General features: G+C 69.7%; 22 protein-coding genes. 5 read left to right on the forward strand and 17 right to left on the reverse strand.

What is annotated here, in order from left to right:
* Positions 1–166: 166 nt before the first annotated feature.
* The gene (locus AB0C62_RS11635; RefSeq protein WP_362971946.1) at positions 167–1,642 is read right to left on the reverse strand and encodes a hypothetical protein; all 1,476 of its coding nucleotides are present in this window, start codon (positions 1,640–1,642) and stop codon (positions 167–169) included.
* Between the two features lie 445 nt (positions 1,643–2,087).
* On the opposite strand from AB0C62_RS11635, the gene AB0C62_RS11640 reads away from it, so the two are divergent.
* Complete coding sequence (locus tag AB0C62_RS11640) at positions 2,088–2,750, forward strand: bifunctional DNA primase/polymerase (protein ID WP_362971947.1); 663 nt, start codon at positions 2,088–2,090, stop codon at positions 2,748–2,750.
* A gap of 155 nt (positions 2,751–2,905) precedes the next feature.
* Here AB0C62_RS11640 and ftsY read toward each other — a convergent pair whose 3' ends face one another.
* Positions 2,906–4,108, reverse strand: coding sequence for a signal recognition particle-docking protein FtsY (gene ftsY / locus AB0C62_RS11645; RefSeq protein WP_358816250.1), 1,203 nt, complete (start codon positions 4,106–4,108; stop codon positions 2,906–2,908).
* A 202-nt stretch (positions 4,109–4,310) separates the two neighbouring features.
* On the opposite strand from ftsY, the gene AB0C62_RS11650 reads away from it, so the two are divergent.
* The gene (locus tag AB0C62_RS11650) at positions 4,311–5,279 is read left to right on the forward strand and encodes an LLM class flavin-dependent oxidoreductase (protein WP_362971950.1); all 969 of its coding nucleotides are present in this window, start codon (positions 4,311–4,313) and stop codon (positions 5,277–5,279) included.
* 132 nt (positions 5,280–5,411) lie between these two features.
* Here AB0C62_RS11650 and AB0C62_RS11655 read toward each other — a convergent pair whose 3' ends face one another.
* From AB0C62_RS11655 to AB0C62_RS11670, 4 genes are all read right to left on the reverse strand, one after another.
* Entirely contained in the window at positions 5,412–6,830 is a 1,419-nt protein-coding gene (locus AB0C62_RS11655; protein WP_362971951.1) for a sugar porter family MFS transporter, read from the reverse strand.
* Positions 6,831–7,305: 475 nt separating this feature from the next.
* Positions 7,306–10,887 (reverse strand): chromosome segregation protein SMC, encoded by a 3,582-nt coding sequence (gene smc, locus AB0C62_RS11660; RefSeq protein WP_362971953.1) that lies wholly within the window; start codon positions 10,885–10,887, stop codon positions 7,306–7,308.
* Positions 10,888–11,110: 223 nt separating this feature from the next.
* Complete coding sequence (locus AB0C62_RS11665; protein WP_028802434.1) at positions 11,111–11,314, reverse strand: hypothetical protein; 204 nt, start codon at positions 11,312–11,314, stop codon at positions 11,111–11,113.
* A 381-nt stretch (positions 11,315–11,695) separates the two neighbouring features.
* A complete protein-coding gene (locus AB0C62_RS11670) occupies positions 11,696–11,977 on the reverse strand; it encodes an acylphosphatase (protein ID WP_081219644.1) in 282 nt (93 codons plus the stop codon).
* Between the two features lie 154 nt (positions 11,978–12,131).
* On the opposite strand from AB0C62_RS11670, the gene AB0C62_RS11675 reads away from it, so the two are divergent.
* Complete coding sequence (locus tag AB0C62_RS11675; RefSeq protein WP_362971955.1) at positions 12,132–13,094, forward strand: CAP domain-containing protein; 963 nt, start codon at positions 12,132–12,134, stop codon at positions 13,092–13,094.
* A 43-nt stretch (positions 13,095–13,137) separates the two neighbouring features.
* Here AB0C62_RS11675 and AB0C62_RS11680 read toward each other — a convergent pair whose 3' ends face one another.
* On the reverse strand, positions 13,138–13,914 hold the full coding sequence (locus AB0C62_RS11680; RefSeq protein WP_158690524.1) for a hypothetical protein: 777 nt from the start codon (positions 13,912–13,914) through the stop codon (positions 13,138–13,140).
* Positions 13,915–14,252: 338 nt separating this feature from the next.
* Positions 14,253–14,519 carry a hypothetical protein gene (locus AB0C62_RS11685; RefSeq protein WP_362971957.1) on the reverse strand — a complete coding sequence of 89 codons (267 nt, stop codon included), beginning with the start codon at positions 14,517–14,519 and terminating at the stop codon, positions 14,253–14,255.
* Positions 14,520–14,685: 166 nt separating this feature from the next.
* Between AB0C62_RS11685 and AB0C62_RS11690 the strand changes: the two genes are divergently transcribed.
* A complete protein-coding gene (locus tag AB0C62_RS11690; RefSeq protein WP_362971959.1) occupies positions 14,686–14,970 on the forward strand; it encodes a hypothetical protein in 285 nt (94 codons plus the stop codon).
* Between the two features lie 326 nt (positions 14,971–15,296).
* Here AB0C62_RS11690 and AB0C62_RS11695 read toward each other — a convergent pair whose 3' ends face one another.
* Positions 15,297–15,896 carry a flavodoxin family protein gene (locus AB0C62_RS11695; RefSeq protein WP_362971961.1) on the reverse strand — a complete coding sequence of 200 codons (600 nt, stop codon included), beginning with the start codon at positions 15,894–15,896 and terminating at the stop codon, positions 15,297–15,299.
* A gap of 130 nt (positions 15,897–16,026) precedes the next feature.
* Here AB0C62_RS11695 and AB0C62_RS11700 point away from each other — a divergent pair, with 130 nt between their 5' ends.
* Positions 16,027–16,461: a helix-turn-helix domain-containing protein gene (locus tag AB0C62_RS11700; protein WP_362971963.1), complete on the forward strand. Its 435-nt coding sequence runs from the start codon at positions 16,027–16,029 to the stop codon at positions 16,459–16,461.
* 28 nt (positions 16,462–16,489) lie between these two features.
* Here the strand turns inward: AB0C62_RS11700 and mutM are convergent, their stop codons facing one another.
* The 8 genes from mutM to recG form a co-directional block, all read right to left on the reverse strand.
* On the reverse strand, positions 16,490–17,356 hold the full coding sequence (gene mutM / locus AB0C62_RS11705) for a bifunctional DNA-formamidopyrimidine glycosylase/DNA-(apurinic or apyrimidinic site) lyase (protein ID WP_362971965.1): 867 nt from the start codon (positions 17,354–17,356) through the stop codon (positions 16,490–16,492).
* 177 nt (positions 17,357–17,533) lie between these two features.
* Positions 17,534–18,391 carry a ribonuclease III gene (rnc, locus tag AB0C62_RS11710; protein WP_362971967.1) on the reverse strand — a complete coding sequence of 286 codons (858 nt, stop codon included), beginning with the start codon at positions 18,389–18,391 and terminating at the stop codon, positions 17,534–17,536.
* A gap of 19 nt (positions 18,392–18,410) precedes the next feature.
* Complete coding sequence (gene rpmF / locus AB0C62_RS11715) at positions 18,411–18,584, reverse strand: 50S ribosomal protein L32 (RefSeq protein WP_006139588.1); 174 nt, start codon at positions 18,582–18,584, stop codon at positions 18,411–18,413.
* 2 nt (positions 18,585–18,586) lie between these two features.
* On the reverse strand, positions 18,587–19,231 hold the full coding sequence (locus AB0C62_RS11720) for a DUF177 domain-containing protein (protein WP_362971969.1): 645 nt from the start codon (positions 19,229–19,231) through the stop codon (positions 18,587–18,589).
* A 175-nt stretch (positions 19,232–19,406) separates the two neighbouring features.
* Positions 19,407–20,495 (reverse strand): cell division initiation protein, encoded by a 1,089-nt coding sequence (locus AB0C62_RS11725; RefSeq protein WP_362971971.1) that lies wholly within the window; start codon positions 20,493–20,495, stop codon positions 19,407–19,409.
* A 99-nt stretch (positions 20,496–20,594) separates the two neighbouring features.
* Positions 20,595–21,074 carry a pantetheine-phosphate adenylyltransferase gene (gene coaD / locus AB0C62_RS11730; RefSeq protein WP_277625251.1) on the reverse strand — a complete coding sequence of 160 codons (480 nt, stop codon included), beginning with the start codon at positions 21,072–21,074 and terminating at the stop codon, positions 20,595–20,597.
* 26 nt (positions 21,075–21,100) lie between these two features.
* A complete protein-coding gene (rsmD, locus tag AB0C62_RS11735; protein WP_362971973.1) occupies positions 21,101–21,688 on the reverse strand; it encodes a 16S rRNA (guanine(966)-N(2))-methyltransferase RsmD in 588 nt (195 codons plus the stop codon).
* 68 nt (positions 21,689–21,756) lie between these two features.
* Entirely contained in the window at positions 21,757–23,973 is a 2,217-nt protein-coding gene (recG, locus tag AB0C62_RS11740; RefSeq protein ID WP_362971975.1) for an ATP-dependent DNA helicase RecG, read from the reverse strand.
* Positions 23,974–24,019 lie beyond the last annotated feature (46 nt).

Below are 24,019 nucleotides of genomic sequence, written 5' to 3' on the forward strand. Positions count from 1 at the left end.
GGCTCCCGGCGGGGTCCGCGGGGAGGCGTGCCGGCCGGGCCGGGCAGAGCGCGGGACCGGCCACGGCGGGCCGTCCGATGACCTGGCACGGGGGAGCCGAGTCGGGCGTTTCGGGACGGCCGGCCATGGCCGGGGCACGGGGTGGGGCCGCCTCGGCGGCCCGGGGTCAGACCGCCTCTGCGGTCTCGGGCAGGTCGACGGCCAGCTGGGCGGTGAGGTCGATGACCTCGGCCAGCTCCCCGAAGTCACGGACCGCGGTGTCGACCGTCTTTCGGATACGAGTGTTGACGCGCTCGGAGCGGACCTTCCTGCCGATCCTGAGGGCTTCCAGCGCCAGCTCCGCACTCCGCTCGGGCTCCCGCTGCAGCAGGTGCACGGTGGCCATGCCGATGAGGTTGAGTGCGTGCGAACGCTGGTGCTCGGGGTCCTTGCCGAAGCGGTCGACCGCCTCCTGCATCAGCGGCTCGGCCATGGAGGCGTACGTGGGGCTGCGGCCCGCGACGTAGGCGAGGTCACGGTAGGAGTGCGAGTTCTCGCCGTACAGCTCGGCCTTGGAGAAGAAGCGGATCCAGTCGGGGTCCGGGTCGTCCCACTCGTGCACGTCCGAGAAGGTGTCCTCGGCCATCCGCACGGCCCGCTTGCACTTGCCGGGCTGGCCCATGTTGGCGTAGGCGCGGGCCTCCATCGCATACAGCATCGACTGGGTGCGCGGGCTCGCGCAGTCGCGGCTGCCGTACTGCGCGAGGTGGATCAGCTCCAACGCGTCGTCGGGCCGCCCGAGATGGATCATCTGGCGGCTCATGCTGGAGAGGATGTACGAGCCCAGCGGCTTGTCGCCCGCCTCCTTCGAGGCGTGCAGGGCGAGCACGAAGTACTTCTGGGCGGTGGGCTGGAGACCCACGTCGTAGCTCATCCAGCCCGCCAGTTCGGCGAGTTCGGCGGCGACCTTGAACAGGCGCTTGGTGGTGGCAGCGGGCTGCGGCTCCTGGAGCAGATCCGTCACCTCGTGGAGCTGGCCGACGACGGCCTTGCGGCGCAGGCCGCCACCGCACTGGGCGTCCCACTGGCGGAACATGACCGTGGTGGACTCCAGGAGGTCCAGCTCCGGCTTGGAGAGCCGCCCGCCGCGACGGGCGGAGGCCGGCGGCTCGGGCTCCTCCTGCTGGGCCAGCGACGTGGGCACGAGCCAGCGCTGCATGGGCTCGATCAGGGCCGGACCCGCGGCGAGCGCGAGCGAGCTGCCGAGGAAGCCGCGGCGCGCCAACATCAGGTCGCTGCGCGAGTATTCACTGATCTGCGCGACGGTCTGCGGGCCCGTCCAGGGCAGGTCGACACCCGAGACGGACGGCGCCTGGTGGGCGGCGCGCAGACCGAGGTCCTCGACGGCGACGACGCAGCCGAACCGCTCGGAGAACAGCTCGGACAGGATCCGCGGGATCGGCTCGCGCGGGTTCTCCCCGTCCAGCCAGCGGCGCACCCGCGAGGTGTCCGTGGAGATGTGGCTGGCCCCCAACTGGCGGGCCCGGCGGTTCACTTGACGCGCCAGCTCACCCTTGGACCAGCCACTGCGCACGAACCACGAGCCGAGCAGCTCGTTGGGGCGCTTCTCAGCGTTCGTCCCGCCTCCGCCGTTGCCGCCCACTGGAACGCCCCCATCCCTGAAACCACTTGTCGCCGCTGTGCGCCAAGCCCTATCAGAATGCCGGTAAATACGGCCGCCCGTCCGCCAGTTCTCACCCTTCGAACGGGAAGCCGACTTGCCCTTGGCATACCCACGAGTGCGACGTTCCCAGGTCTTGTGCACACAAAGTAATCCTACGATCACCCCTCCAGCCATGGCGATCCGTGAAACGCCACCATTCGCCACCCCTTCGAATGAACTCCGTACGCGCTGATCGCGATTCACTTGACACAGCATCACCGGGGATGGGTGAAACGGTGTGCGCCGGGGCGCACGAAACCGGTCGCACCACCTGGTGTGCATCAGGGCGCCGCCTGGACCACGCGGCAGCGGGCAGCTGGAAGCAGAGCGTGACAATCCGGCTGCGTCACGTAACCACTGGTGCGTCGGACCCGTTGGAGGGGGCATGGGCTTCACGATCGGCAGCAGTCGGACGATGCGCGACATCCGGACCGGGACACGACGCCGCGGCCGCTCGTCGGAGTGCACCGCCGTCGCCGAGTACACCGGACTGTGGGGCTGGGACGTGGTCCCGGGCGCCCGGGCCGCGGCGGGCGCGTGCTCGTGCGGCAGGACCGACTGCGCGGCGCCCGGAGCGCATCCCCTGGACTTCGCCCCGACGATCCGGGCCGGCGCGACGCTCGACGAGGCGACCGACACCTGGGCCGGGTTCCCGGGTGCCGCGGTGATGCTCCCGGTCGGCCGAGGGTTCGACGTGATCGAGGTCGCGGAGGCCGCCGGGCGCCGCGCGCTCGTCCGCCTGGAGCGGATGGGTCTGCCGCTCGGCCCGGTCGCGGCCACGCCGGACGGCCGCGCCCACTTCTTCGTCTCCCCCGGCTCGGCCGCCGAACTCCCCCGCCTGCTGTACCGGATGGGCTGGGACGACGCCTCCCTCGACCTGCACGGCCTCGGTCGCGGCACGTTCCTCACCGCCCCGCCCTCCGACCGCGCCGGTCTCGGCCCGGTCCGCTGGCTGCGCGCCCCCGCGCTCGACTCGGCGACGAACCCGCCCCAGGCCCGCCTGCTGCTCGGCACGCTCGCCTACGTGGCGCACCGGTCGCGGGTCTGACCGACCCGAGGCCGCCCCACCACCCCGCCACCCGCCGAGCGGCCCGAGCGGCGAACGGCGACGACAGCACCGTCCTTCACGACGAAGCGCCCGTCCCCCGAGTACGTCTCGGGAGGCGGGCGCTTCTTCGGGCACCTACGCGTTCGCGCGGGTGGTCACTCTCCGATAAGGGCGTCAACGAACGCCTCCGGCTCGAACGGCGCCAGGTCGTCCGCGCCCTCGCCGAGCCCCACCAGCTTCACCGGCACACCCAGCTCACGCTGGACCGCGATGACGATGCCGCCCTTCGCCGTGCCGTCGAGCTTGGTCAGCACGATGCCGGTGATATCGACGACCTCGGCGAACACCCGTGCCTGGATGAGACCGTTCTGACCGGTGGTGGCGTCGAGGACGAGGAGCACCTCGTCGAGCGGGGCGTGCTTCTCGACGACGCGCTTGACCTTGCCCAGCTCGTCCATCAGACCGGTCTTGGTGTGGAGCCGGCCGGCGGTGTCGATGAGGACGACGTCCGCGCCCTCCTCGATGCCCTCCTTGACCGCGTCGAACGCGATCGAGGCGGGGTCGCCGCCCTCGGGGCCGCGCACGGTGCGGGCACCGACGCGCTCGCCCCAGGTCTGGAGCTGGTCGGCGGCGGCGGCACGGAAGGTGTCGGCGGCCCCCAGCACGACGTTCTTGCCGTCGGCGACGAGCACGCGCGCGAGCTTGCCGGTGGTGGTGGTCTTGCCGGTGCCGTTGACGCCGACGACCATCACGATGCCGGGGGTGTCGAGGTTCGAGTCGGTCTTGACCTCGCGGTCGAACTCCGGGACGAGGAGCTGGAGCAGCTCCTCGCGCAGCAGGCCGCGCAGCTCGTCCGGGGTGCGCGTGCCGAGCACCTTGACGCGCTCACGCAGTCGGTCGACCAGTTCCTGGGTGGGCTGCACGCCGACGTCGGCGGTCAGCAGCGTGTCCTCGATCTCCTCCCAGGTGTCCTCGTCGAGGTGCTCGCGCGAGAGCAGCGTGAGCAGCCCCTTGCCGAGCGCGTTCTGCGAGCGGGAGAGCCGGCCACGCAGGCGCACCAGGCGGCCGGCGGTCGGTTCCGGGATCTCGATCCCGGGGGCGGTCGGAGGCTCCTCCACGACGACCGGCGCATCCGCCGAGCGGTCGGGAAGATCCACTTCCTCTATCGTGCGGCGCGACTCGTCGCGCGGCGTCTCGGCCTCGTCGCCGACGTGCGGTTCGGCCGGCGGGGCGGTGATGTCGGGGGCGGACGGGGGCGGCGGGGGCAGCTGCTTCCGCTTGCGACTGCCGACGACGAGCCCACCGAGTGCGCCGATCACGACCACGGCGATGACTACAGCAAGGATGACGGTTTCCATAACGTCCCCCAGTATCAGCCATCGCCCGCGCGGGAGGGATTTTCCCCCGCGCAGAGGAACTCTTGTAGTTTCGTACGAGGATCCGGAGTAGGGCGGCGAACGGGAGTCGCCCTCCCCGGTGCCGGATTCCGGCCTCCGCCGCTATGGCCACCTGACGCACCGTCAGCTACCGTCCCCCACCACACACGAAGGGGGGCTCCCCATGCCCGTAACGGTCGTGCGCTTCAACCTCGTCGAACCCGGCGCCACCCCCGCCTCGCTGAGTGCCCGCTACAAGGCGGCCGTCGAGATGGCCCGGTACGCCGACGACCGCGGGATCACCACGGTGCAGACCGAGGAGCACCACGGTGTCGCCAACAACTGGCTGCCCTCGCCGTTCGCGTTCGCGGGCGCCGTCTTCGGGGCCACCCGGAACGTCGCGGTCACCGTCTCGGCGGTCATCGGCCCGCTGCACGACCCGCTGCGCCTCGCCGAGGACATCGCCGTGCTGGACCTGCTGAGCGGCGGGCGGCTGGTGACCGTGGCCGGCATCGGCTACCGGCCCGAGGAGTACGCGCTCTTCGACGTCGACTGGAAGCAGCGCGGCAGGCTCCAGGACGAGCTCCTGGAGACGGTGCTGAAGGCATGGACGGGCGAGGAGTTCGACTACCGGGGCCGTACGGTACGGGTCACCCCGCGCCCGTTCTCCGATCCGCACCCCCTGTTGCTCGTCGGGGGCTCCTCCCGGGCGGCGGCCCGGCGTGCCGCACGGCTCGGGCTGCCGTTCTTCCCGAGCGCGCACCTGCCCGAGCTGGAGGCGTACTACAAGGAGCGGCTCGTCGAGTACGGCACCGAGGGCTGGACGATGATGCCCGCCGCCGAGACCCCGCTGCTGCACATCGCCGAGGACCCGGACCGCGCCTGGGCGGAGTACGGCACGCACTTCCTGCACGAGGCACGGACGTACGCCTCCTGGCAGTCCGGTGAGATCCGCTCGGCGGTGAAGTCGGCGGCCACGACCGTCGAGGAACTGCGCGCCGAGGGCGTCTACCGCATCCTGACGCCCGACCAGTGCGTGGAGCAGGGCCTCGAGAACCTCGTCCTGCACCCGCTGTCCGGCGGGATGCCCCTCGACGAGGGGTGGCGCAGTCTCCAGCTGTTCTGCGAAAACGTACTGCCCCGGCTCGACTGACCTTGCGGTCCGAACCGGGGCGGTACGTCTCTCACGAGTACGGGGAGAGGGGCAGCGGGGACTTGGCCCTTCTCCCCGAGTTTCCGGGGAGCCACCGGGGCCCGCGCGGGGCCGCCGGTGGCGCGGGACGGGCTAGCCCATCTCCTCCAGGGTCTTGCCCTTCGTCTCCTTGACGAACTTGAGCACGAAGGGGATGGAGAGCACGGCGAACACCGTGTAGATGATGTAGGTCCCCGAGAGGTTCCAGTCGGCCAGCGACGGGAAGCTCGCGGTGATGGCCCAGTTGGCGATCCACTGCGCGGAGGCGGCGACACCGAGGGCGGCGGCGCGGATCCGGTTCGGGAACATCTCGCCGAGGAAGACCCAGACCACGACACCCCAGGAGAGGGCGAAGAAGAGGACGAAGACGTGGGCGGCGATCAGGGCGACCCAGCCCTGGGCGGCGGGCAGCTTGCCGTCGACCAGGTCGTAGGAGAAGGCCCAGGCCTCCAGGCCGAGACCGATCGCCATACCCACCGAACCGATGAGGGCGAGCGGCTTACGGCCGATGCGGTCCACGAAGATCATGGCGATCACGGTGCCGATGATGTTGATGATCGACGTGGTGAACGAGTAGAAGAACGAGTCCGTCGGGTCGACGCCGACCGACTGCCACAGCGTCGCGGAGTAGTAGAACGCGATGTTGATGCCGACGAACTGCTGGAAGACCGAGAGGCCGATACCGACCCAGACGATCGGCTTGAAGAAGACGGTGCCGCCGAGCAGGTCCTTGAAGCTCGACTTGTGCTCGCGCTTCATCGCGTGCTCGATCTCGGCGACGCGGGCGTCCAGGTCGACGTGGTCGCCCTCGACCTCCTTGAGCACCTCGCGGGCCCGGTCCTTGCGGCCGACCTCGAGGAGGAAGCGCGGCGACTCGGGGATGGCGAAGGACAGCAGACCGTAGAGGATGGCCGGGATGACCATGACGCCGAGCATGACCTGCCAGGCCTCCAGACCCATCACCTGGCCCCGCTGGTCGCCGTCGGCGGCCTGCAGGATGCCGTAGTTGACGAGTTGCGAGATGGCGATGCCCACGACAATCGCGGCCTGCTGGAAGGAGCCGAGCCGGCCGCGGTACGCCGCCGGAGAGACCTCGGCGATGTAGGCGGGGCCGATGACGGAGGCCATACCGATGGCGAATCCGCCGATGATGCGCCAGAAGGCGAGGTCCCACAGCGCGAAGGGCAGAGCCGAGCCGACGGCGCTGATGGTGAACAGGACCGCGGAGATCTGCATGCAACGGATGCGGCCGATGCGGTCGGCGATGCGACCTGCGGTCGCGGCGCCGATGGCGCAGCCGATCAGCGCGATGGCGATGACCTGGGCCAGGGCCGCGGAGCCGATGTCGTAACGGCTTCGGATGGCCTCGACGGTGCCGTTGATGACGGCGCTGTCGTAACCGAACAGGAAACCGCCCATCGCGGCAGCGGCCGCGATGAAGATGACGTGCCCGAGATGCTCGGGATGAGCCGACTTGGCTGCCGGTGGGGGTGCCTGCGCTGCGCTGGTCACGTAAAACTCCTCGGGCCACCGGCCTCGCTGCCGGGGGTGGGGGGCGAAACCCTTCGATGGTGGTACCAGTGGCGCACAACTTCACGCCGCCCACCACCTGAAGGTAAAAGCAACGTTGCAGAGACTATGCCTTCAAGTTTCGAAGTCAATACTCGGGATGCTGTGAATGTGCGCGCCCAAATGAGTGCGTCTGTGTTCAAGAGTTGAACGGTTGACCCTCGTACGGCTCAACACAAGGCCTTCTGCCCCCGAAGCTTCGGCAGTAACTCCGTGGGCGGTACATGGATGTGACGCTCGGAACACCGGGAGGCGGCGACCGGTGCGGGCACGGGGCACACCGCGTCCACGGGCACTCCTGACCGGGCGACGGCCGGGCGACGACCCCACGGCGAAGGCGAGCCCGCGTACGCCGACCGGGTGGACAACCCTCCCGGCCCCGGCGGCGGGTGGCCGCGCACGCCGTCGGAGACGGGCGTCAGCGCAGTCGCTGGCTGATGACCTTCGAGACTCCGTCGCCCTGCATGGAGACGCCGTACAGCGCGTCGGCGACCTCCATCGTGCGCTTCTGATGCGTGATCACGATCAGCTGCGAGGCCTCCTGCAGCTCCTGCATGATGCGGATCAGCCGCTGGAGGTTGGTGTCGTCGAGCGCGGCCTCGACCTCGTCCATCACGTAGAACGGGCTGGGGCGCGCCTTGAAGATCGACACCAGCAGCGCCACGGCGGTCAGCGACCGTTCGCCGCCGGAGAGCAGGCTGAGCCGCTTGACCTTCTTGCCCGGCGGGCGGGCCTCGACGTCGACTCCCGTGGTGAGCATGTTGTCGGGGTCGGTCAGGATGAGCCGCCCGTCGCCTCCCGGGAACAGCCGGCTGAAGACCCCTTCGAACTCCCGGGCGGTGTCCCGGTACGCCTCGGTGAACACCTGCTCGACCCGCTCGTCGACCTCCTTGATCACCTGGAGGAGGTCGGCCCGCGTCTTCTTGAGGTCCTCCAACTGCTCGCTGAGGAACTTGTGGCGCTCCTCCAGCGCGGCGAACTCCTCCAGGGCGAGCGGGTTGACCTTGCCCAGCTGCTGGTACGCCCGCTCGGCCGACTTGAGCCGCTTCTCCTGCTCGGCACGGTGGAACCGCCGGGGCTGGTTGCGCGGATGCTCCGGGTCCTCGGGCAGTTCCTCGCCCTCGGCGGGCAGGGACGGCGGTACGAGCTGGTCGGGGCCGTAGTCCGCGACGAGTCCCGCCGGCTCGACGCCGAGCTCGTCCAGCGCCTTCGCCTCCAGCTGCTCCACGCGCATCCGCTTCTCGGCGCCCAGCACCTCCCCGCGGTGCACCGAGTCGGTGAGCTTGTCCAGCTCCGCCTTGAGGTCACGGCCCTGGCTCCGCGCGGCGACGAGTTCCTGCTCACGGTGGGCCTTGGCACTGTCGGCGGCGGTGCGCTCCTCGTCGGCGCGGGCGAGCGAGACCTCGACGTGCGCGAGCAGCTGCCGCGCTCCCGAGGCCACGGCCTGCGCGACGGCCGCCTCGTGGCGCAGCCGCGCCCGGCGCTGTTCGGCACGCGCGCGTGCCTCGCGTTCGGCCCGGGCCGCCCGGTCGAGCGAGTCGGCCCGTCCGGCGAGACCCTTGACCCGCTCCTCGTGCGTGCGCACCTGGAGCCTGGCCTCCATCTCGGTCTGGCGGGCGTTGGCGCCGTCGGCGGCGAGCCGGTCGCGCGCCGAGGTGTCGGGTTCCTCCTCGACGGGCATCTCCTCGGCCACGGCGAGCCGTTCGGCCAGCTCCTCCGCCTCCTCCAGGGCCCGGTCGAGGGCGTCCTGCGCACGGGCGGCGGCCGCGGTGCTCCGCTCGGCCTCGCCCGCTGCGCCGCGCGCCTGTCCGGCCAGCCGGCCGAGCTGCTGCGCGACCGACGACTTCTCCCGCTCGGCGGCCCGGCGCCGCTCCCCCAGCTCCTCGACGAGCGCGGCCCGTTCCGTGCGCAGCCCGGCGGCGAGGTGCTGTGCCTCGGTCAGCTCGTCGCAGCGCACGGCCAGCTCCTCCAGCTCGGCCGCCGCCTCGTCCACGGAGGCCTGCACCTCGAGAAGGCTGGGCGCTCCGGCGGACCCGCCGTGCGCGAAGTGCGCCCCGAGCAGGTCGCCCTCGGCGGTCACGGCGGTGAGCCCGGGCCGCGCGTAGACCAGGTCCTCGGCGTCCTCCAGGGTCCCGACGACGACGATGCCGCGCAGCAGCCGCCGTACTGCGGGCATCAGCTCGACCGGTCCCCGGACGAGGTCGGCGGCGTACCGCCCCCCGTCGCCCGGGCCCAGGTCCTCTCCCCCGCTCCCGTGCCCGTCCCGGTGAGACTCCTCCGGTGCTCCGGCGAGCAGGAGGGAGGCCCGGCCCGCGTCCTGTTTGCGCAGCAGGCGGATGGCCTCGGCGGCCGAGGCGGGCGTGCTGACGGCGATGGCGTCGGCGGCCGCGCCGAACGCGGCGGCGAGCGGGACCTCGAAACCGGGGGTGACCGAGAGCAGTTCGGCGGCGGGACCCAGCAGTCCGGTCAGCCGGTCGCGGGCGCCGAGCAGCGCACCCGTGCCGTCCTTGCGCCGGAGCCCGAGCGCGAGCGCCTCGTGGCGGGCCTGGGTCGCGGCCCGCCGGCGTTCGGCCGCGGTGACCGCCTCGCGGGCGGAACCCAGGCCGGCCTCGGCGTCGGACAGCGCCCGTTTCGCCGCCTCGTGCTGGTCCGTGAGGTCGGCGTCGCCGGCGTCGAGGCCCTCGACCTCGGCGTTCAGCTGCTCGTACTCCTCCTGGGCCGCGAACGCGCGCTCCTGGGCCTCGTCGCGTGCGGCGGCGAGCCGGTCGATCTCGGCCTGGGCGGACGCGGCCCGTGAACGGGCGGCGTTGACCTGACCGTTGAGGCGGGCGAGGCCCTCGCGGCGGTCGGCGATGGCGCGGGCCACGTCCTTGAGGCGGCGCTCCTCGACGGTGAGTTCGCGCTCCAGCTCCGCGCGGTGGGTGACGGTGTCCTCCAGAGCCCGCTCCGCCGCCTCCAAGGCCGCTTCGAGTTCCGCCTCCTGCTCGCGGATCCGGGCGGCCTCGCGCTCCATGTCCTCGGGGTCGCGTCCACGCCGCTCCTCGGCGGGCACCGACGTGGCGCTCTTCACGCGTGCGTCGGCCAGCGAGATCGTGCCGCGCACCCGCTCCGCGAGCTGGGAGAGTTCGTACCAGGTCTGCTGGGCGCGCTGGAGGCGCGGGGTCAGCTGCCGGACCTCGTCCTCCAGGAGGGCCTCCCGCTGGAGCGCCTTCTTCAGCTCGGTCTCGGCGGACTCCTTGCGCTCCTTGAGAGCGGCCTCGTCGGCGATCTCGGACTGGAGCGCTCCGCGCAGCCGGACGAGGTCGTCGGCGAGCAGACGCAGCCGGGCGTCGCGGAGGTCGGCCTGGATGACGGCGGCGCGGCGTGCCACGGCGGCCTGCCGGCCGAGCGGCTTCAGCTGGCGGCGCAGCTCGTCCGTGAGGTCCTGGACGCGGGCCATGTTCGCCTTCATCGCGTCCAGTTTCCGCAGCGCCTTCTCCTTGCGCTTGCGGTGCTTGAGGACGCCGGCCGCCTCCTCGATGAAGGCCCGACGGCCCATCGGGTCGGCGTGCAGAACGGAGTCGAGCTGGCCTTGGCCGACGATGACGTGCATCTCGCGGCCGATGCCGGAGTCGGACAGCAGTTCCTGGATGTCCAGCAGGCGGCAGGTGTCACCGTTGATCTGGTACTCGCTGCCGCCGTTGCGGAACATGATCCGCGTGATGGTGACCTCGGCGTACTCGATCGGCAGGGCGCCGTCGGAGTTGTCGATGGTGAGGGAGACCTCGGCACGGCCGAGCGGCGGGCGCCCGGTGGTGCCGGCGAAGATGACGTCCTCCATCTTGCCGCCGCGCAGCGACTTGGCACCCTGCTCGCCCATGACCCAGCTGAGCGCGTCCACGACGTTGGACTTGCCCGAACCGTTGGGGCCCACGACGCAGGTGATGCCCGGCTCGAACCGCAGCGTGGTCGCCGAGGCGAACGATTTGAACCCACGGAGGGTCAGGGCCTTGAGGTGCACGCCGCCGGACTCTACCTTTCGGTCCCGGTCTCACTCCATGAACGCGCGGTTTCACCCGTGAATGTGCAGGGCACACCACACGTTAAAGAGAGGGGACGGGGGTCCACGGGGGCGCGGGGGCAAGAAAGAAGGGACGCCGAAGAGGCGTCCCTTGCAAATCTGACAACGTAGCGGTTGATTCGGGCTGGCCGACCACTGCTGTCGTAGTAGTGCGGTGCAGCGATCAGGTGAGCGCAGGCTCCGCCTGGGGTACGTCGATGCTCTCGAGAAGCGAGTCGTGAGAAGCGGCAGCCGCGAGCGCGTCGTTCTCGGCCTGAATCCGTACGAGCTCGGATTCGAGGTCCTGTACGCGCTGCTGGAGCCGTCGCATCTCGGCGATGAGTCGCGGGTCGGAACCGCCGACGTAACCGAGAAGCGCCTTTGCCATGATGGATGGTCCTCCACACTGAGTGACCGACCGGGAAGCGGTGTGGGTCGTGAGGGAATCGCACCCGCGTGCTTGACACTGCTGATGTCCTGCTGCCGTTCCACATGCCAAACAGCTAAGGTGCGCGGGGCTTTCAGAGTCTCACCAAAAAGTTTGACGGTCAACACGATCACGCCCCGTATCGGGGGGCAACCCGCTGTCGCGCGGCTCTGGATCGGCGGCGCTGCGACTCCTGCGGGACCCTCAGGGCGTGGAGATCATCGTTACCCCGCGAGCCTGCCACTTCGCGGCCTTCTTGGCAACCACCAGGCCATTTCTCCTGCGGGCAGGTGCCCGGGGCATGCGCGGAGGGCTTCCGGGAGGCCGTCGCGGGTCACATCGTCAGCGGATCGCGAAGCCGTCGTAGATCCCCCGGGGCGTGTCCCAGATCTCAGTGACACCGTCCACCCGGCCGGGCGTGTCGTCGCCCTGGAGCCAGTCGAGCAGTCCCTGACAGCCGGCGCGGGGGCCCTCCGCGACGACCTGGACGCGTCCGTCGTCCAAATTGAGAGCAAAACCACTCAGCCCGCCGATCTCCAGGGCCCGGGCACGCGTGAACCAGCGGAAACCCACACCTTGGACGCGCCCGCGTACCCAGACGACCAGCCGTACAACCTCGTTCATGGGTGCACGCTAACCGGACAATGTCTCTCGGAGCACTTCCTCCCCTTGCGCCATGGGGTACCGTCCCCACCCAATGAGTCTCATAGGAAACTCACTCTTTCGGGTGAGGTTCGTTTGAGGATCGCCTGACGCAAGATCGAGGAAGGCCCAAGAGATGGGACGCCACCGACGCCACGACGCCGGCCGCGCCGCCACAGGCCGCGCCACCGACCAGCACGGGGCCGACACGCAGAACTACGGTCCGGAGAACCTGTACGGCTACGCGGCCGTCGCCGATCTCCCGTCCACGTCGTCCGCCCGCTCGCACCGCAAGAAGAAGGGTGCGACCGCGGTACGCACCGGTCTGCTCGGTGTCTCGGCGGCTGTGGCCCTGGGTACCGCGGCTGTCGCGGCGGGCGTGATGCCCGGCGCCGACAACTACGCGCTCGGTGGCGGCGGCGGCAACTCCGACAAGGTGCAGGCCGTCGGCTCGCCCTCCGGTCTGGAGACCCAGCAGGGCGGCACCTCGGGCAGCGCGGAGGCCCACGACGACGACACGGCGACGAGCCGTGACGCCGACCGCGCGGCCACCCCCTCGGCCGCCCCCTCCTCGTCGTCGCCGTCGGCCGCCCCGACGAAGACGCCCTCGAAGAAGCCCAGCGCCGAGCCGACCGAGGAGGCGAAGGCCCCCGAGGCCCCGAAGCCTTCCAAGACCGCGACGAAGGCGCCGGCGCCCAAGGCCCCGGTGACCGTGTCCGCGGAGACGGCGGCCGAGGCCGAGGTGCTCAAGCTCGTCAACGACGAACGCTCCAAGGTGGGCTGCAGTCCGGTGTCCGCGAACAGCGCGCTGTCGGACCTGGCTCAGTCCTTCAGCGAGGACATGGCGGCACGCGACTTCTTCGACCACACCGACCCGAGCGGCCTCAGCCCCTGGGACCGTGCGGCGAACGCCGGCATCACCAGCCTCGGCGGCGAGAACATAGCCCGCGGTCAGACCACGGCCGAAGCGGTGATGGAAGCCTGGATGAACAGCCCCGGCCACCGCGCGAACATACTGAACTGCGACTTCAAGACCCTCGGCGTCGGAGCCCACTTCGGCTCGGGCGGCCCCTGGTGGACGCAGGACTTCGGCTACTGACCGCATTCGCTTGACTCGTCCATTGGGGCTCCCTGGACCTTCGTCAAGGTGTTCCGGTCTGCTGTCGTGGTTCCAGCTTGTTTGCCTGACTCCACAGGTCCTCGTATACGGAGGCTACCGCTTTACCTGCGGTTGCACTGAGGGGAACCACGACGCTGTGATTCCTTCCAACCGAATTAAGTGACGTGCCAATGGCGACAACGTTGGAATTGTCGCCTATTGCGAATCGGTCGTGAAGCGTGTCAGCAATCCTAATCTCAGGTCGCTGGTCTTCTCCAATTACAGCCAAGGCGAATTGTAGTTGCGAGAGAGCAGTGTTTCCAGTTTTTCTACTGGCGAGAATTCGTCGAATCTGCGTATGCTCCACGATCGTTTCAAGCTGGTCGTAACGGAAGTAGGGGTCGACCAGCATCCCTTCACCGAGCTCGCCGAGGACTCCGATGACCTTCACGTATGCGTGTGGGTCTGATGGGTCAAGTAGGACCTCTGTAGCCTCTTCGGAGCCGCTATCGACCGTGGGTGAAGACAGCTCATCAAGGACCGCTTTCCCGAGTCCGGTCAGCCTCAGACGGTCACCCTCGGACGAAACCCACTCGAGTCGCGTGAGATATTGAAGCCATGACTCGTTGGGGACACGCTCGCCACCCCATTTTGCGGTCAGAGCAGCGAAGTTTTGGAGTGGGCCACTAACTACCCTCGTTTTGCGCGAGGGTGCTTTCGCATAGGCTTCGAACTCAGGAACGGTGATTCTGTGTCCGCGCCGAGTGACTGCATTCACATAGAAGAGCAGTCTGTGGGCTTCCTCGGAGGTGATCTGCATCTCGGCATTATGCAGTCTTGCGGGGCGCCATGTCCTCAGGATTTTTCTGATTCCCTCCCGGACTCAGGCATGACGTGGTGCTGCGAGGCGGGCTAGGCGTAGATGAGAGGTGGGAAGTCGAGCAGATGCTCGGCCATGCAAGTGAGCCTGGGACGGTGAGCGTGCCACAACCGTGCCACATCGTGCGGTCAACCACGGTCAATGGCGGCTTGCCACAGTCGAGATGCGCCGTTCGCCTGGGCACTTGCTACAGCCGGAACGACCTGGGGAACTCCTCGTCCGGCCACGTCCGCCCTTACAAAGCAGCGATCCAGCTCGCGAAGACCAGAGTCTTGCGATCAGTACGGCCGCGGGACCTGGTGGGCGTCCAGCGCGGCGGTGTATCGCGCCAGCACCTCATCGAGGTCAGCCAGTAGAAGGCCGGCGGTTTCCCGTGCTCCGGCGAGGTCGCCCTGGTCGCATGATTCGAGGACTTCGGCAACTTCGCTGCGGATGACGGAGAGGGAGTCCCCCTGGATCAAGACGCCGGGGAACCGGCGCGGAGGCAGGCGCACCACAGCGTTGTTCCCACCGTCCGTGAACAGCTCTGCCTCAACACGTTCCATCGCACCATCCAACCTGACATCACCGGCTGGCATCAACGCGGGCGTACACAGGCAGCCTTGAGCAGCCGAGGGCGCCCGACGAACGAGGGTCTAGAAGCTCCAGGTCGGCTGTTGGACCGAACTCCTAAAGCGGTGTTCCACATCTCGCCGGTGAGATCATCCGTGGATGGCCGACGCACAGCTACCCCCAGGGTGGACGCTTCAGCAAATCCGGGACGTGTCTGGCGACCAAAGGGCTCTCCCCCTGGATCCAAACCGGGCGGTGAAGTGGGTCGCCTTCGCCGGAGCCGACGAGATGCTGCAGCCAGAGATCGTTCTCGGGTTCGGCAGCTTGTGTCTCGTGAAACCCGTCCATGACGACGACTGGTACATGGGCAGCTTGTACGACGACGGCAGCATCGACTGCTGGTGTGCCTACGACGACCTATACGAGGCACTTCGCGGCCTGTAGAAGCATGCGGGTTGGGCTGCGCTACAGAGACTCAGTCCAGCCCCCCATTCCATCTATTCTCGCCACCAGTCGCCGGGGCTCATTACTACCCCGGGCCGTCTCCGGGCCGTCCGAGGATGCTCGACGACGCCCAACGCTGACAACCGTCGACGGCTAAGTCGCAGGTCGCAGCGTTGGGCGGTAGCAGGGGCGCAGGTCAGAGATCCGGCCCCGCACTTCTTCGGCTACTGAGCCGACCCCGCGCGACCGGCCCCACGCACGCCCGACCCCGCTCGTCGTCACGCGGCTGAGCCGCGTGGTCCTGAGCGCCGCGCGCCGTCCCCCGCCTACGCGACCGGTACAGCCGCCGCCGCGCGGCCCAGGGTGAAGACGCGGGCCGCCTCGGTGATCCGGCGGCCCAGGTGTTCGGCGGTGGCGAGGTCGGAGGGGTGGACCGCGTCGGGGCCCTCGTCGACGTTGGTGGCCGCGGCGGCGCCCGCGAAGACGCCGAGGCGGTTGAGGTCGTGCTCGGAGCCGGCGCTGTTGTTCCAGCCCGGGTGCAGACCGAGGTTGACCCAGTTCATGCCGTGCTGAGCGGCGAGGATCTGGAAGAACTGCAGGGTGTGCAGCTTGTCGCCGCTCTTGGAGCCGGAGTTGGTGAACCCGGCGGCCAGCTTGTCCTTCCAGTCCTGTCCGAACCACCGCTTCGAGGACGCCTCCGCGAAGACGTGGAAGGCGCCCGACGCCGTGCCCATGTACGTCGGCGACCCGAAGACCACGGCGTCCGAGACGTCGAGCTGCTCCCACTGCGCGTCGGTGATCTCGTCGACCTTGATCAGGTGGACCTCGGCACCGGCCTCGAGAGCACCCGTGCGCACGGCCTCGGCGAGGACCGCGGTGTGGCCGTAGCCGGAGTGGTAGGCGATGGAGACAACAGGGGTCGTCACGGTAAGGACTCCTCGGAGAACGGGATCGGGAGCAGCGGATGGGCTGCTCACCAGCAATGCCGAAAGGAAAGCACTAACTTCTAGTTAGTGCAACCTTCCGGGAAGCGCTGCATCTGCGTATGCTGCTCTCATGGAAACCGTCGTCCCTGTCTCCGAGCGTCCCGACCGCGACGAGGGCGCCGTGTGCCCTGAAGGCGAGGACCTCGCGTACAACGTGTTCGCGCGGAGCTGCCCGTCCCGGGGCACGCTGGAGCACGTCACCGGCCGCTGGGGCTCGCTCACGCTGGGGGCGCTGCACGACGGGACGTTCCGCTTCAACGAACTGCGGCGACGGGTCGACGGCGTCAGCGAGAAGATGCTCTCCCAGACCCTGCACGCGCTGGAACGCGACGGGCTGGTGCATCGGGACGCACAGCCCACGAATCCGCCGCGCGTCGACTACAGCCTCACGCCGCTCGGCCGTCAGGTCGCCGAGCGCCTGATCGGCCTCATCACGTTCGTGGAGGGCAGCATGGACGAGGTCCTGGAGTCCCGCGGGCGCTACGACACGACGCGCGGGGCATGACCGCCGCCGAGTCCGGCGGCCGCGACGACTAGAGGTCGGCGCCCGGCCGCGGTGCGCGCTGGCAGCGTGGGCAGAAATAGCTGGAGCGGTTCATCCAGGCCCGCCGCCGCATCGGCGTCCCGCAGCGACGGCACGGCTCGCCCTCGCGCCCGTAGGCGTCGAGCGAGCGGTCGAAGTAGCCCGACTCGCCGTTCACGTTGACGTAGAGGCTGTCGAAACTGGTGCCGCCGGCGGCGAGGGCGTCGTTCATGACGTCGCGGATGTGGCCGAGGAGTTCGGCGGTGCGCGGCCGGGTCATGGTCCCCGTCGGGCGCTCGTAGTGCAGCCTGGAACGCCAGAGCGCCTCGTCCGCGTAGATGTTCCCGACGCCGCTGATCAGCGACTGGTCGAGCAGGGCGCGCTTGATCGTCGTGCGGCGGGCCCGCAGGGCGACGTGGAACGCGGCGTCGTCGAAGAGCGGGTCCAGCGGATCGCGGGCGATGTGCGCGATGACGTCGGGCAGTCCGTCCGCGGTGTTCTCGTGCAGCGAGAGGCCACCGAAGGTCCGCTGGTCGACGAAGCGCAGCTCGGTGCCGAGCGGGTCGTCGAACCGGAAGCGGATCCGCAGGTGCTTCTCCTCCACGGCCTCCTCCGGCTGCACGAGGAGCTGACCGCTCATCCCGAGATGCGCGAGCACGGAGAACGGCGAATCGTCGAGCGGCAGCCACAGGTACTTGCCGCGCCGCATCGCCTCACCGATCCGCTGCCCCTCCAGCGACTTCGCGAAGCCATCCGGCCCCGCCAAGTGCCGCCGCACGGCCCGCGGATGACGCACCTCGACGGACTTCACGACCCGCCCGGACACCCAGCGCTCCAAGCCCCGGCGCACGACTTCGACCTCGGGCAACTCGGGCACGGGACTCCTCCGGAGGGGCGGACTGAGGGGTGATGCCGGAAGCGTACATCGCAGGCGGCGGGCACTGCCGACGAGGAGTTGAGCCCACTCCCCCCGGTCCCGCAACACGCACGGGACCCCGCCGCGGCGCCGGTGCGCTGCGACGGGGTCCCGTGGTGCGGTGCTTCTTGTGAAGGATCAGGCCGTGGCCGTGTCGGTGGTCGGCGTCGAGGGGGTGTCGGCGGTCCCCTCGGCTTCCTTGGCCGCCAGCTGAGCGGCATGGGCCGCCTGCTCCGCGGCCTGGGCCGACTTCGCGCGTTCGTCCGCGGCGGAGCGGATCGCACGCCACGCGGACTCCGCGGCCTGCTGCTCCGCCTCCTTCTTGCTGCGGCCGGTGCCGGTGCCGTACGAGACGCCTCCGACGCGGGCGGCAGCAGTAAAGGTCTTCTCGTGGTCGGGACCGGTCTCCGAGACCAGGTACTCGGGAACGCCGAGCCCCTCGGTCGCGGTGAGCTCCTGGAGACTGGTCTTCCAGTCCAGGCCGGCACCGAGGTTGGAGGACTTCTCGATCAGCGGATCGAAGAGCCGGTGGACGAGTTCGCCCGCCGCTTCCAGACCCTGGTCGAGATAGACAGCGCCGATCACCGCTTCAAGGGTGTCGGCGAGGATGGACGCCTTGTCCCGGCCTCCCGTGCCTTCCTCGCCCCGGCCGAGCCGGATGAAGGAGCCGAGTTCGAGGCCGCGGCCCACTTCCGCCAGCGCACGAGAATTGACCACCGCGGCCCGCAACTTGGCCAGCTGGCCTTCGGGCAGGTCGGGGTGGGTGCGGTACAGCGTGTCCGTGACCACGAGCCCCAGCACGGAGTCCCCGAGGAACTCCAGGCGCTCGTTGGTCGGCAGACCGCCGTTCTCGTACGCGTAGGAACGATGGGTCAGCGCACGCACCAGAAGGGCGGACTCGAGCTTGTAGCCGAGCCGCCCTTCCAGAAGCGTGTGGGACGAGGCTGTGTTGTCCGCCTTTTTCTTGGCGGTTGAGTCCGCCTTGGCGTCAGACATCAGACCTCTCACCAGCCGCTCAGACCTCGAGGACCTGGCGCTTGTTATAGGTGCCGCAAGCCGGGCACGCGATGTGCTGCAGCTTGGGCTCGTGGCAGCGCTCGCACGCAACCAGGGTGGGGACCGCAGCCTTCCACTGCGACCGGCGGTGGCGCGTGTTGCTGCGCGACATCTTCCGCTTCGGAACAGCCACGGCTACTTCTCCTGCTTCTCGTCGACGCCAGGTTCGGCGCCGCTCAACTCGTCCTTCTCGCCATCTTCGAGTGAACCGGCGAGTCCCTGCAGTGCCGCCCAACGGATGTCGACGGCGTCATGGTGGTGTTCCGGGTCGTCCGCGAGCCGGGCTCCGCATTCGGAGCACAGGCCCGGGCAGTCGTCCTGGCACACCGGCTGCATCGGCAGTGCGAGCACCACCGCATCACGCAGCACGGGTTCGAGGTCGAACAGGCCGTCCTCGAGGAAGAGCGTGTCCTCGTCGTCCTCGGCGTCGTCGGCCGGCTCCGCCTTGGGGCGGCCCCGGTCATCGGCGTCAGGGTACGAGAACATCTCCTGGAAGTCCGCTTCGAGCACCTGCTCAAGCGGCTCCAGACACCTTACGCACTCCCCCTTGGCCGATGCACGGGCGGTGCCTGTGACAAGCACCCCTTCCATGACCGACTCCAGGCGGAGGTCGAGCTCCACCGGGGCGCCTTCCGGCACTCCGATGACACCCTGGATCCCGAGATCCACGGGTGCGTCGATCGTGCGGTTCAGGCGCTGCAGCGCGCCAGGACGCCGCCCCAGCTCGTGTGTGTCGAACACAAGAGGGTTGCGGTGGTCGAGGCGGGCGTTCAGAGCCATTCCTGCTTTCGATCTTCGAACTCATGGGGACGCCGCCCCTGGTGTTCCGTGGGCAGCGTTGATCGCGGACGTACACGCGACCGAAGAGCCAGGATACTGGACCTTTCGCTCACGGCCCAATCCGGTCCGAACGCCCCGCTCGGTCCCCCGGCGCGCGCCCCTCCCGACCCGGCCGTCAGTGGCCGCCGCGCCCCTGTTCGTAGGCCCTGAGCTGCTCGGCGCTGATCATGCCGGTGTCGAAGAGACTGGTCTCGTCGAGCGCCTGCGCCTGCTGTTCCTGGACCTGCCCCTGCTGCTGGACGTACGCCTGCTGCTGGTTCTGGTCGTACGCGGCCTGCTGGTCGTAGCCCTGCTGCGGGTAGGCGGCGTACGGGTCGGCCTGCTGGTAGCCGTACGGGTCCTGCTGCTGGGCGTACTGCTGCTGGTAGCCGTACGGGTCCTGCTGCTGGTGCTGGTAGGCGTACGCCTCCTGCTGCTGGCCGTACGTCGGCTGCTCGGCGGGCACCTCGGGGCTCTGGACGGGCTGCTCCGGGGTCTCGGCCAGGTCGGCGAGGCCGGCCAGGTAGTCGGAGTCGCTGGTGTGCAGGCCCGGCGTCCCGTCGTCGCTGAAGGGGGTCAGGTCGCCGAGGTCGTCGCTGGCGATCCGCCCGTGCAGCTTCTGCCGGCCGCGGCCGACGGCCTCCAGCGTCTTGGCGAGGACGGCCTCGAAGGCACCGAGCTTGATGTCGACGTACTCGTCGGCGTTCCGGCGCAGGGTCTCCGGGTCGTGGCTGCGCTCGGGGGCGTCCTCGTCCTCGTACCCCTGCTCGTCGACGCCCGGGCCGGTGCCGAGGAGCTTCTCGCGGCCGCGGCCGACGGAGCCGAGGGTCTTGGTGAGGACCACCTCGAAGTTGGCGAGCTTGGAGTCGACGTAGTCGTCGGCCTCGGCGCGGACCTCCTCGGCCTCCTGACGGGACTCGGCGAGGATCCGGTCCGCCTCGTTCTGCGAGCGGCGGGCGACCTCGGTGTCGGAGATCAGGGAGCCGCGCTCGGCGTGCGCGGTCTCGATGATCCGCTCGGCCTCCTGGCGGGCCTGCTCGACCATCTGCTCGCGGCCGCCGATCAGCTCCTGCGCCTGGGCGAGGGAGCCGGGCAGCGCCTGGCGCACCTCTTCGAGCATCGAGAGCAGGTCGGCGCGGTTGACCACGCACGAGGCCGACATGGGCATGGACCGGGCGCTGCCGACCGCAGCCACGATCTCATCGAGCTTCTTCTGCACGTCCACCGTGTGCTCGCCACTCTCTACAGCTGTGATGGAGACGGACGGGTCGACTGTACGACCACTGCCGCCCCGCCCGACACCGGGTGACGCACTGTCAGTCGCTCAGTGCTTGCCCAGTCGCTCCGTGAGCTGTTCCAGAACCAGCGGCGGCACGAGGTGGCTGATGTCGCCGCCCCACTGCGCCACTTCCTTGACCAGGGAGGAGGACAGGAAGCTGTAGGTGGGGCTGGTGGGGATGAAGAGGGTCTCGACGCCCGAGAGGCCGTTGTTCATCTGGGCCATCTGGAGTTCGTAGTCGAAGTCGCTGACCGCGCGCAGGCCCTTCACGATGGCCGGGATGTCGCGCTGCTTGCAGTAGTCGACGAGGAGGCCGTGGTAGGCCTCGACCTGGACGTTGCCGAACTCGGCCGTGACCTCGCGGATCAGCTCGATCCGCTCGTCGACCGTGAACAGGCCCTTCTTCGACTGGTTGATCATCACCACGACATGTACGACGTCGTACAGCGGGGAGGCGCGGGCGATGATGTCGAGGTGTCCGTTGGTGATGGGGTCGAATGACCCCGGACAGACGGCGCGGCGCAACAGTGGTCCCTCGCTCTCCGGTCCGGTCATCGTGCGTCTTCGCACGTAGAGGCGGCGCGACCGTACCAAAACGTGCCCTCGCCGTATCGACGGGCCCTGACGGCTTCGAAACCGTCCGGCCACACGAATTCGCCGCCTCTGGTGCTGCGCTCCACGGTGACGAGCGCATCCTCCGTGAGCCAGCCCCCGGTCCGGAGTGTGAGCAGGATCTCGCGAAGATCGTCGTCGGAGACGGCGTACGGAGGGTCGAGGAAGACCAGGTCGTACGGGTCCGCGGGCGGCGCCGTACGGATGATCTGTTCCGCTTTGCCCGCTCTGACCTCGGCGCCCGGCAGGCCCAGTGTCGTCACGTTCTCGCGGATGGTCCGGGCCGCGCGGGCGTCCGCCTCGACGAGGAGGGTGTGTCCGGCGCCGCGGCTGAGCGCCTCCAGGCCGACGGCGCCCGACCCCGCGTACAGGTCGAGGACGCGGTCGCCGTCCAGCGGGCCGCCGAGCAGGGACTGCCAGGTGGAGAAGAGACCCTCGCGCGCCCGGTCGGAGGTGGGGCGGGTGCCGGTACCCGGGGGGACGGCCAGACGGCGTCCGCCGGCCCGGCCGGCGATCACGCGGGTCATGAGGGTCCTTTGCGCTGGGGATGTGTCGGTCGCTCCCAGTCTCTCAGCCGACGGCCGGTCACCGCGGCTCAGCCCTTGTCCAGGTACTGCTCGCGCTCCTCGTCGAGCAGGGCGTCCAGAGCGGTGCGCAGTCCGGGCAGGCCGGTCAGCTCGGGGTCGGCGGCGACGACGGCGGTGGCCTCCTCGCGGGCCTCCGCGATGATCTCCTCGTCGTCGATGACGGCGAGCATGCGCAGGGAGGAGCGGACGCCGGACTGGGCCTGGCCGAGGACGTCTCCCTCGCGGCGCTGTTCGAGGTCGAGGCGGGAGAGTTCGAAGCCGTCCAGTGTGGAGGCCACCGCGTTCAGCCGCTGGCGGGCCGGGCTCGCCTCGGGCATCTCGGAGACCAGCAGGCACAGCCCGGCCGCCGAGCCACGGCCGACGCGGCCCCGCAGCTGGTGGAGCTGGGAGACGCCGAAGCGGTCGGCGTCCATGATCACCATGGCGGTGGCGTTCGGTACGTTCACCCCGACCTCGATGACCGTCGTCGCGACCAGGACGTCCGTCTCGCCGGCGGCGAAGCGGCGCATCACGGCGTCCTTGTCGTCGGGGTGCATCCTGCCGTGCAGGACCTCGATCCGGAGCCCCTGGAGGGGGCCCGTGGCGAGCTGGGCGGCGACGTCCAGGACGGCCAGCGGTGGCCGCTTCTCCGCGTCGTCCTCGGGAGAGGCCTTCTTCTTGCCCTTCTTCGGATCGTCGTCCTCGTCGCCGATGCGGGGGCAGACGACGTACGCCTGATGGCCGTTCTCCACTTCCTCGCGTACGCGCTCCCACGCGCGGGCGAGGAAGTGCGGCTTGTCGGCGGCGGGGACGACGTGGCTGGCGATCGGGGAACGGCCGGCGGGCAGCTGGTCGAGGACGGAGGTCTCCAGGTCCCCGAAGACCGTCATCGCCACCGTGCGCGGGATCGGGGTGGCGGTCATGACCAACAGGTGCGGGGGCTGCTTGCCCTTGCCGCGCAGCGCGTCGCGCTGCTCGACGCCGAAGCGGTGCTGTTCGTCGACCACGACCAGGCCCAGGTCGTGGAACTGGACCTTGTCCTCGATCAGCGCGTGCGTGCCGATGACGATCCCGGCCTCGCCGGTGACCAGGTCGAGCAGCGCCTGCCGGCGGCCCGCCGTCCCCATGGAACCGGTGAGCAGCACGACCTTCGTCGAGTGCTCGGCGCCGCCCAGCATGCCGCCCTGGGCCAGCTCCCCCATCATCTCGGTGATCGACCGGTGATGCTGCTGCGCGAGCACCTCGGTGGGCGCGAGCATCGCGGCCTGCCCCCCGGCGTCGACGACGGCGAGCATGGCGCGCAGGGCCACCATCGTCTTGCCCGATCCGACCTCTCCCTGGAGCAGCCGGTGCATCGGGTGTTCGGTGGCGAGGCCGTCGAAGATCTCCTTGGAGACCTTCTGCTGGCCTTCGGTGAGGGTGAAGGGGAGCTTGGCGTCGAAGGCGGTGAGCAGACCGTCCGGGGCGGGGACGCGGGCCACGGCGGGGAGTTGGGCGTCGGCGTGGCGGCGGCGGGCGAGGGCGACCTGGAGGACGAACGCCTCGTCCCACTTGAGGCGGGCGCGGGCGTTCTCGATGTCCGCCTTGGTGTGCGGGCGGTGGATCTTGAGGAGTGCCTCGGGGAGGGTCACCAGGCCGCGGCCGTCGCGCAGGGAGTCCGGGAGGGGGTCGACGGCCTCCTGGGCGCTCGGAAGCACGGTCTGCACGGACTTGGCGATCTTCCAGGACTCCAGCTTGGCGGTGGCCGGGTAGATCGGGATGAGGGCGCCGGCCCAGCTGTCGACGCTCTCCACGGCCTCGTCGCCGTCACCGGTCAGCAGCTCGTACGCCGGGTGGGCGAGCTGGAGGCGGCGGTTGAAGACGGAGACCTTGCCGGAGAACATCGCGCGGGTGCCGGGCAGCAGCTCCTTGTGGGGCTTGTGCACGCCGTGCCCGAAGAAGACCAGCTGAAGGCGGCCGCTGCCGTCCGTGATGGTGACCTCGAGGCGCTGGCCCTTGCCGCGGGGCGCCTTGGAGGAGGCGAAGGTGTGCAGGCGCGCGTCGGCGACCTGGGCGACCACGGTCACGTGCTCGTCCAGCGGCAGGTCGGCGAGGTGGGTGAGCTGCCCCCGCTCCTCGTATCTGCGCGGGTAGTGGTGCAGCAGATCGCCGACGGTGTGCAGGCCGAGGTGCTCGGCCATCACCTTCGCGGTGGCGGCACCGAGCGCCTTCTTCAGTGGTTCATCGAGCACGGGCACGAGATCCATTGCACACCACACCACTGACATTGCCGTATACGTCCTGGAAATCCGC

Source organism: Streptomyces sp. NPDC048643 (genome assembly GCF_040650615.1).
Lineage (GTDB): Bacteria > Actinomycetota > Actinomycetes > Streptomycetales > Streptomycetaceae > Streptomyces.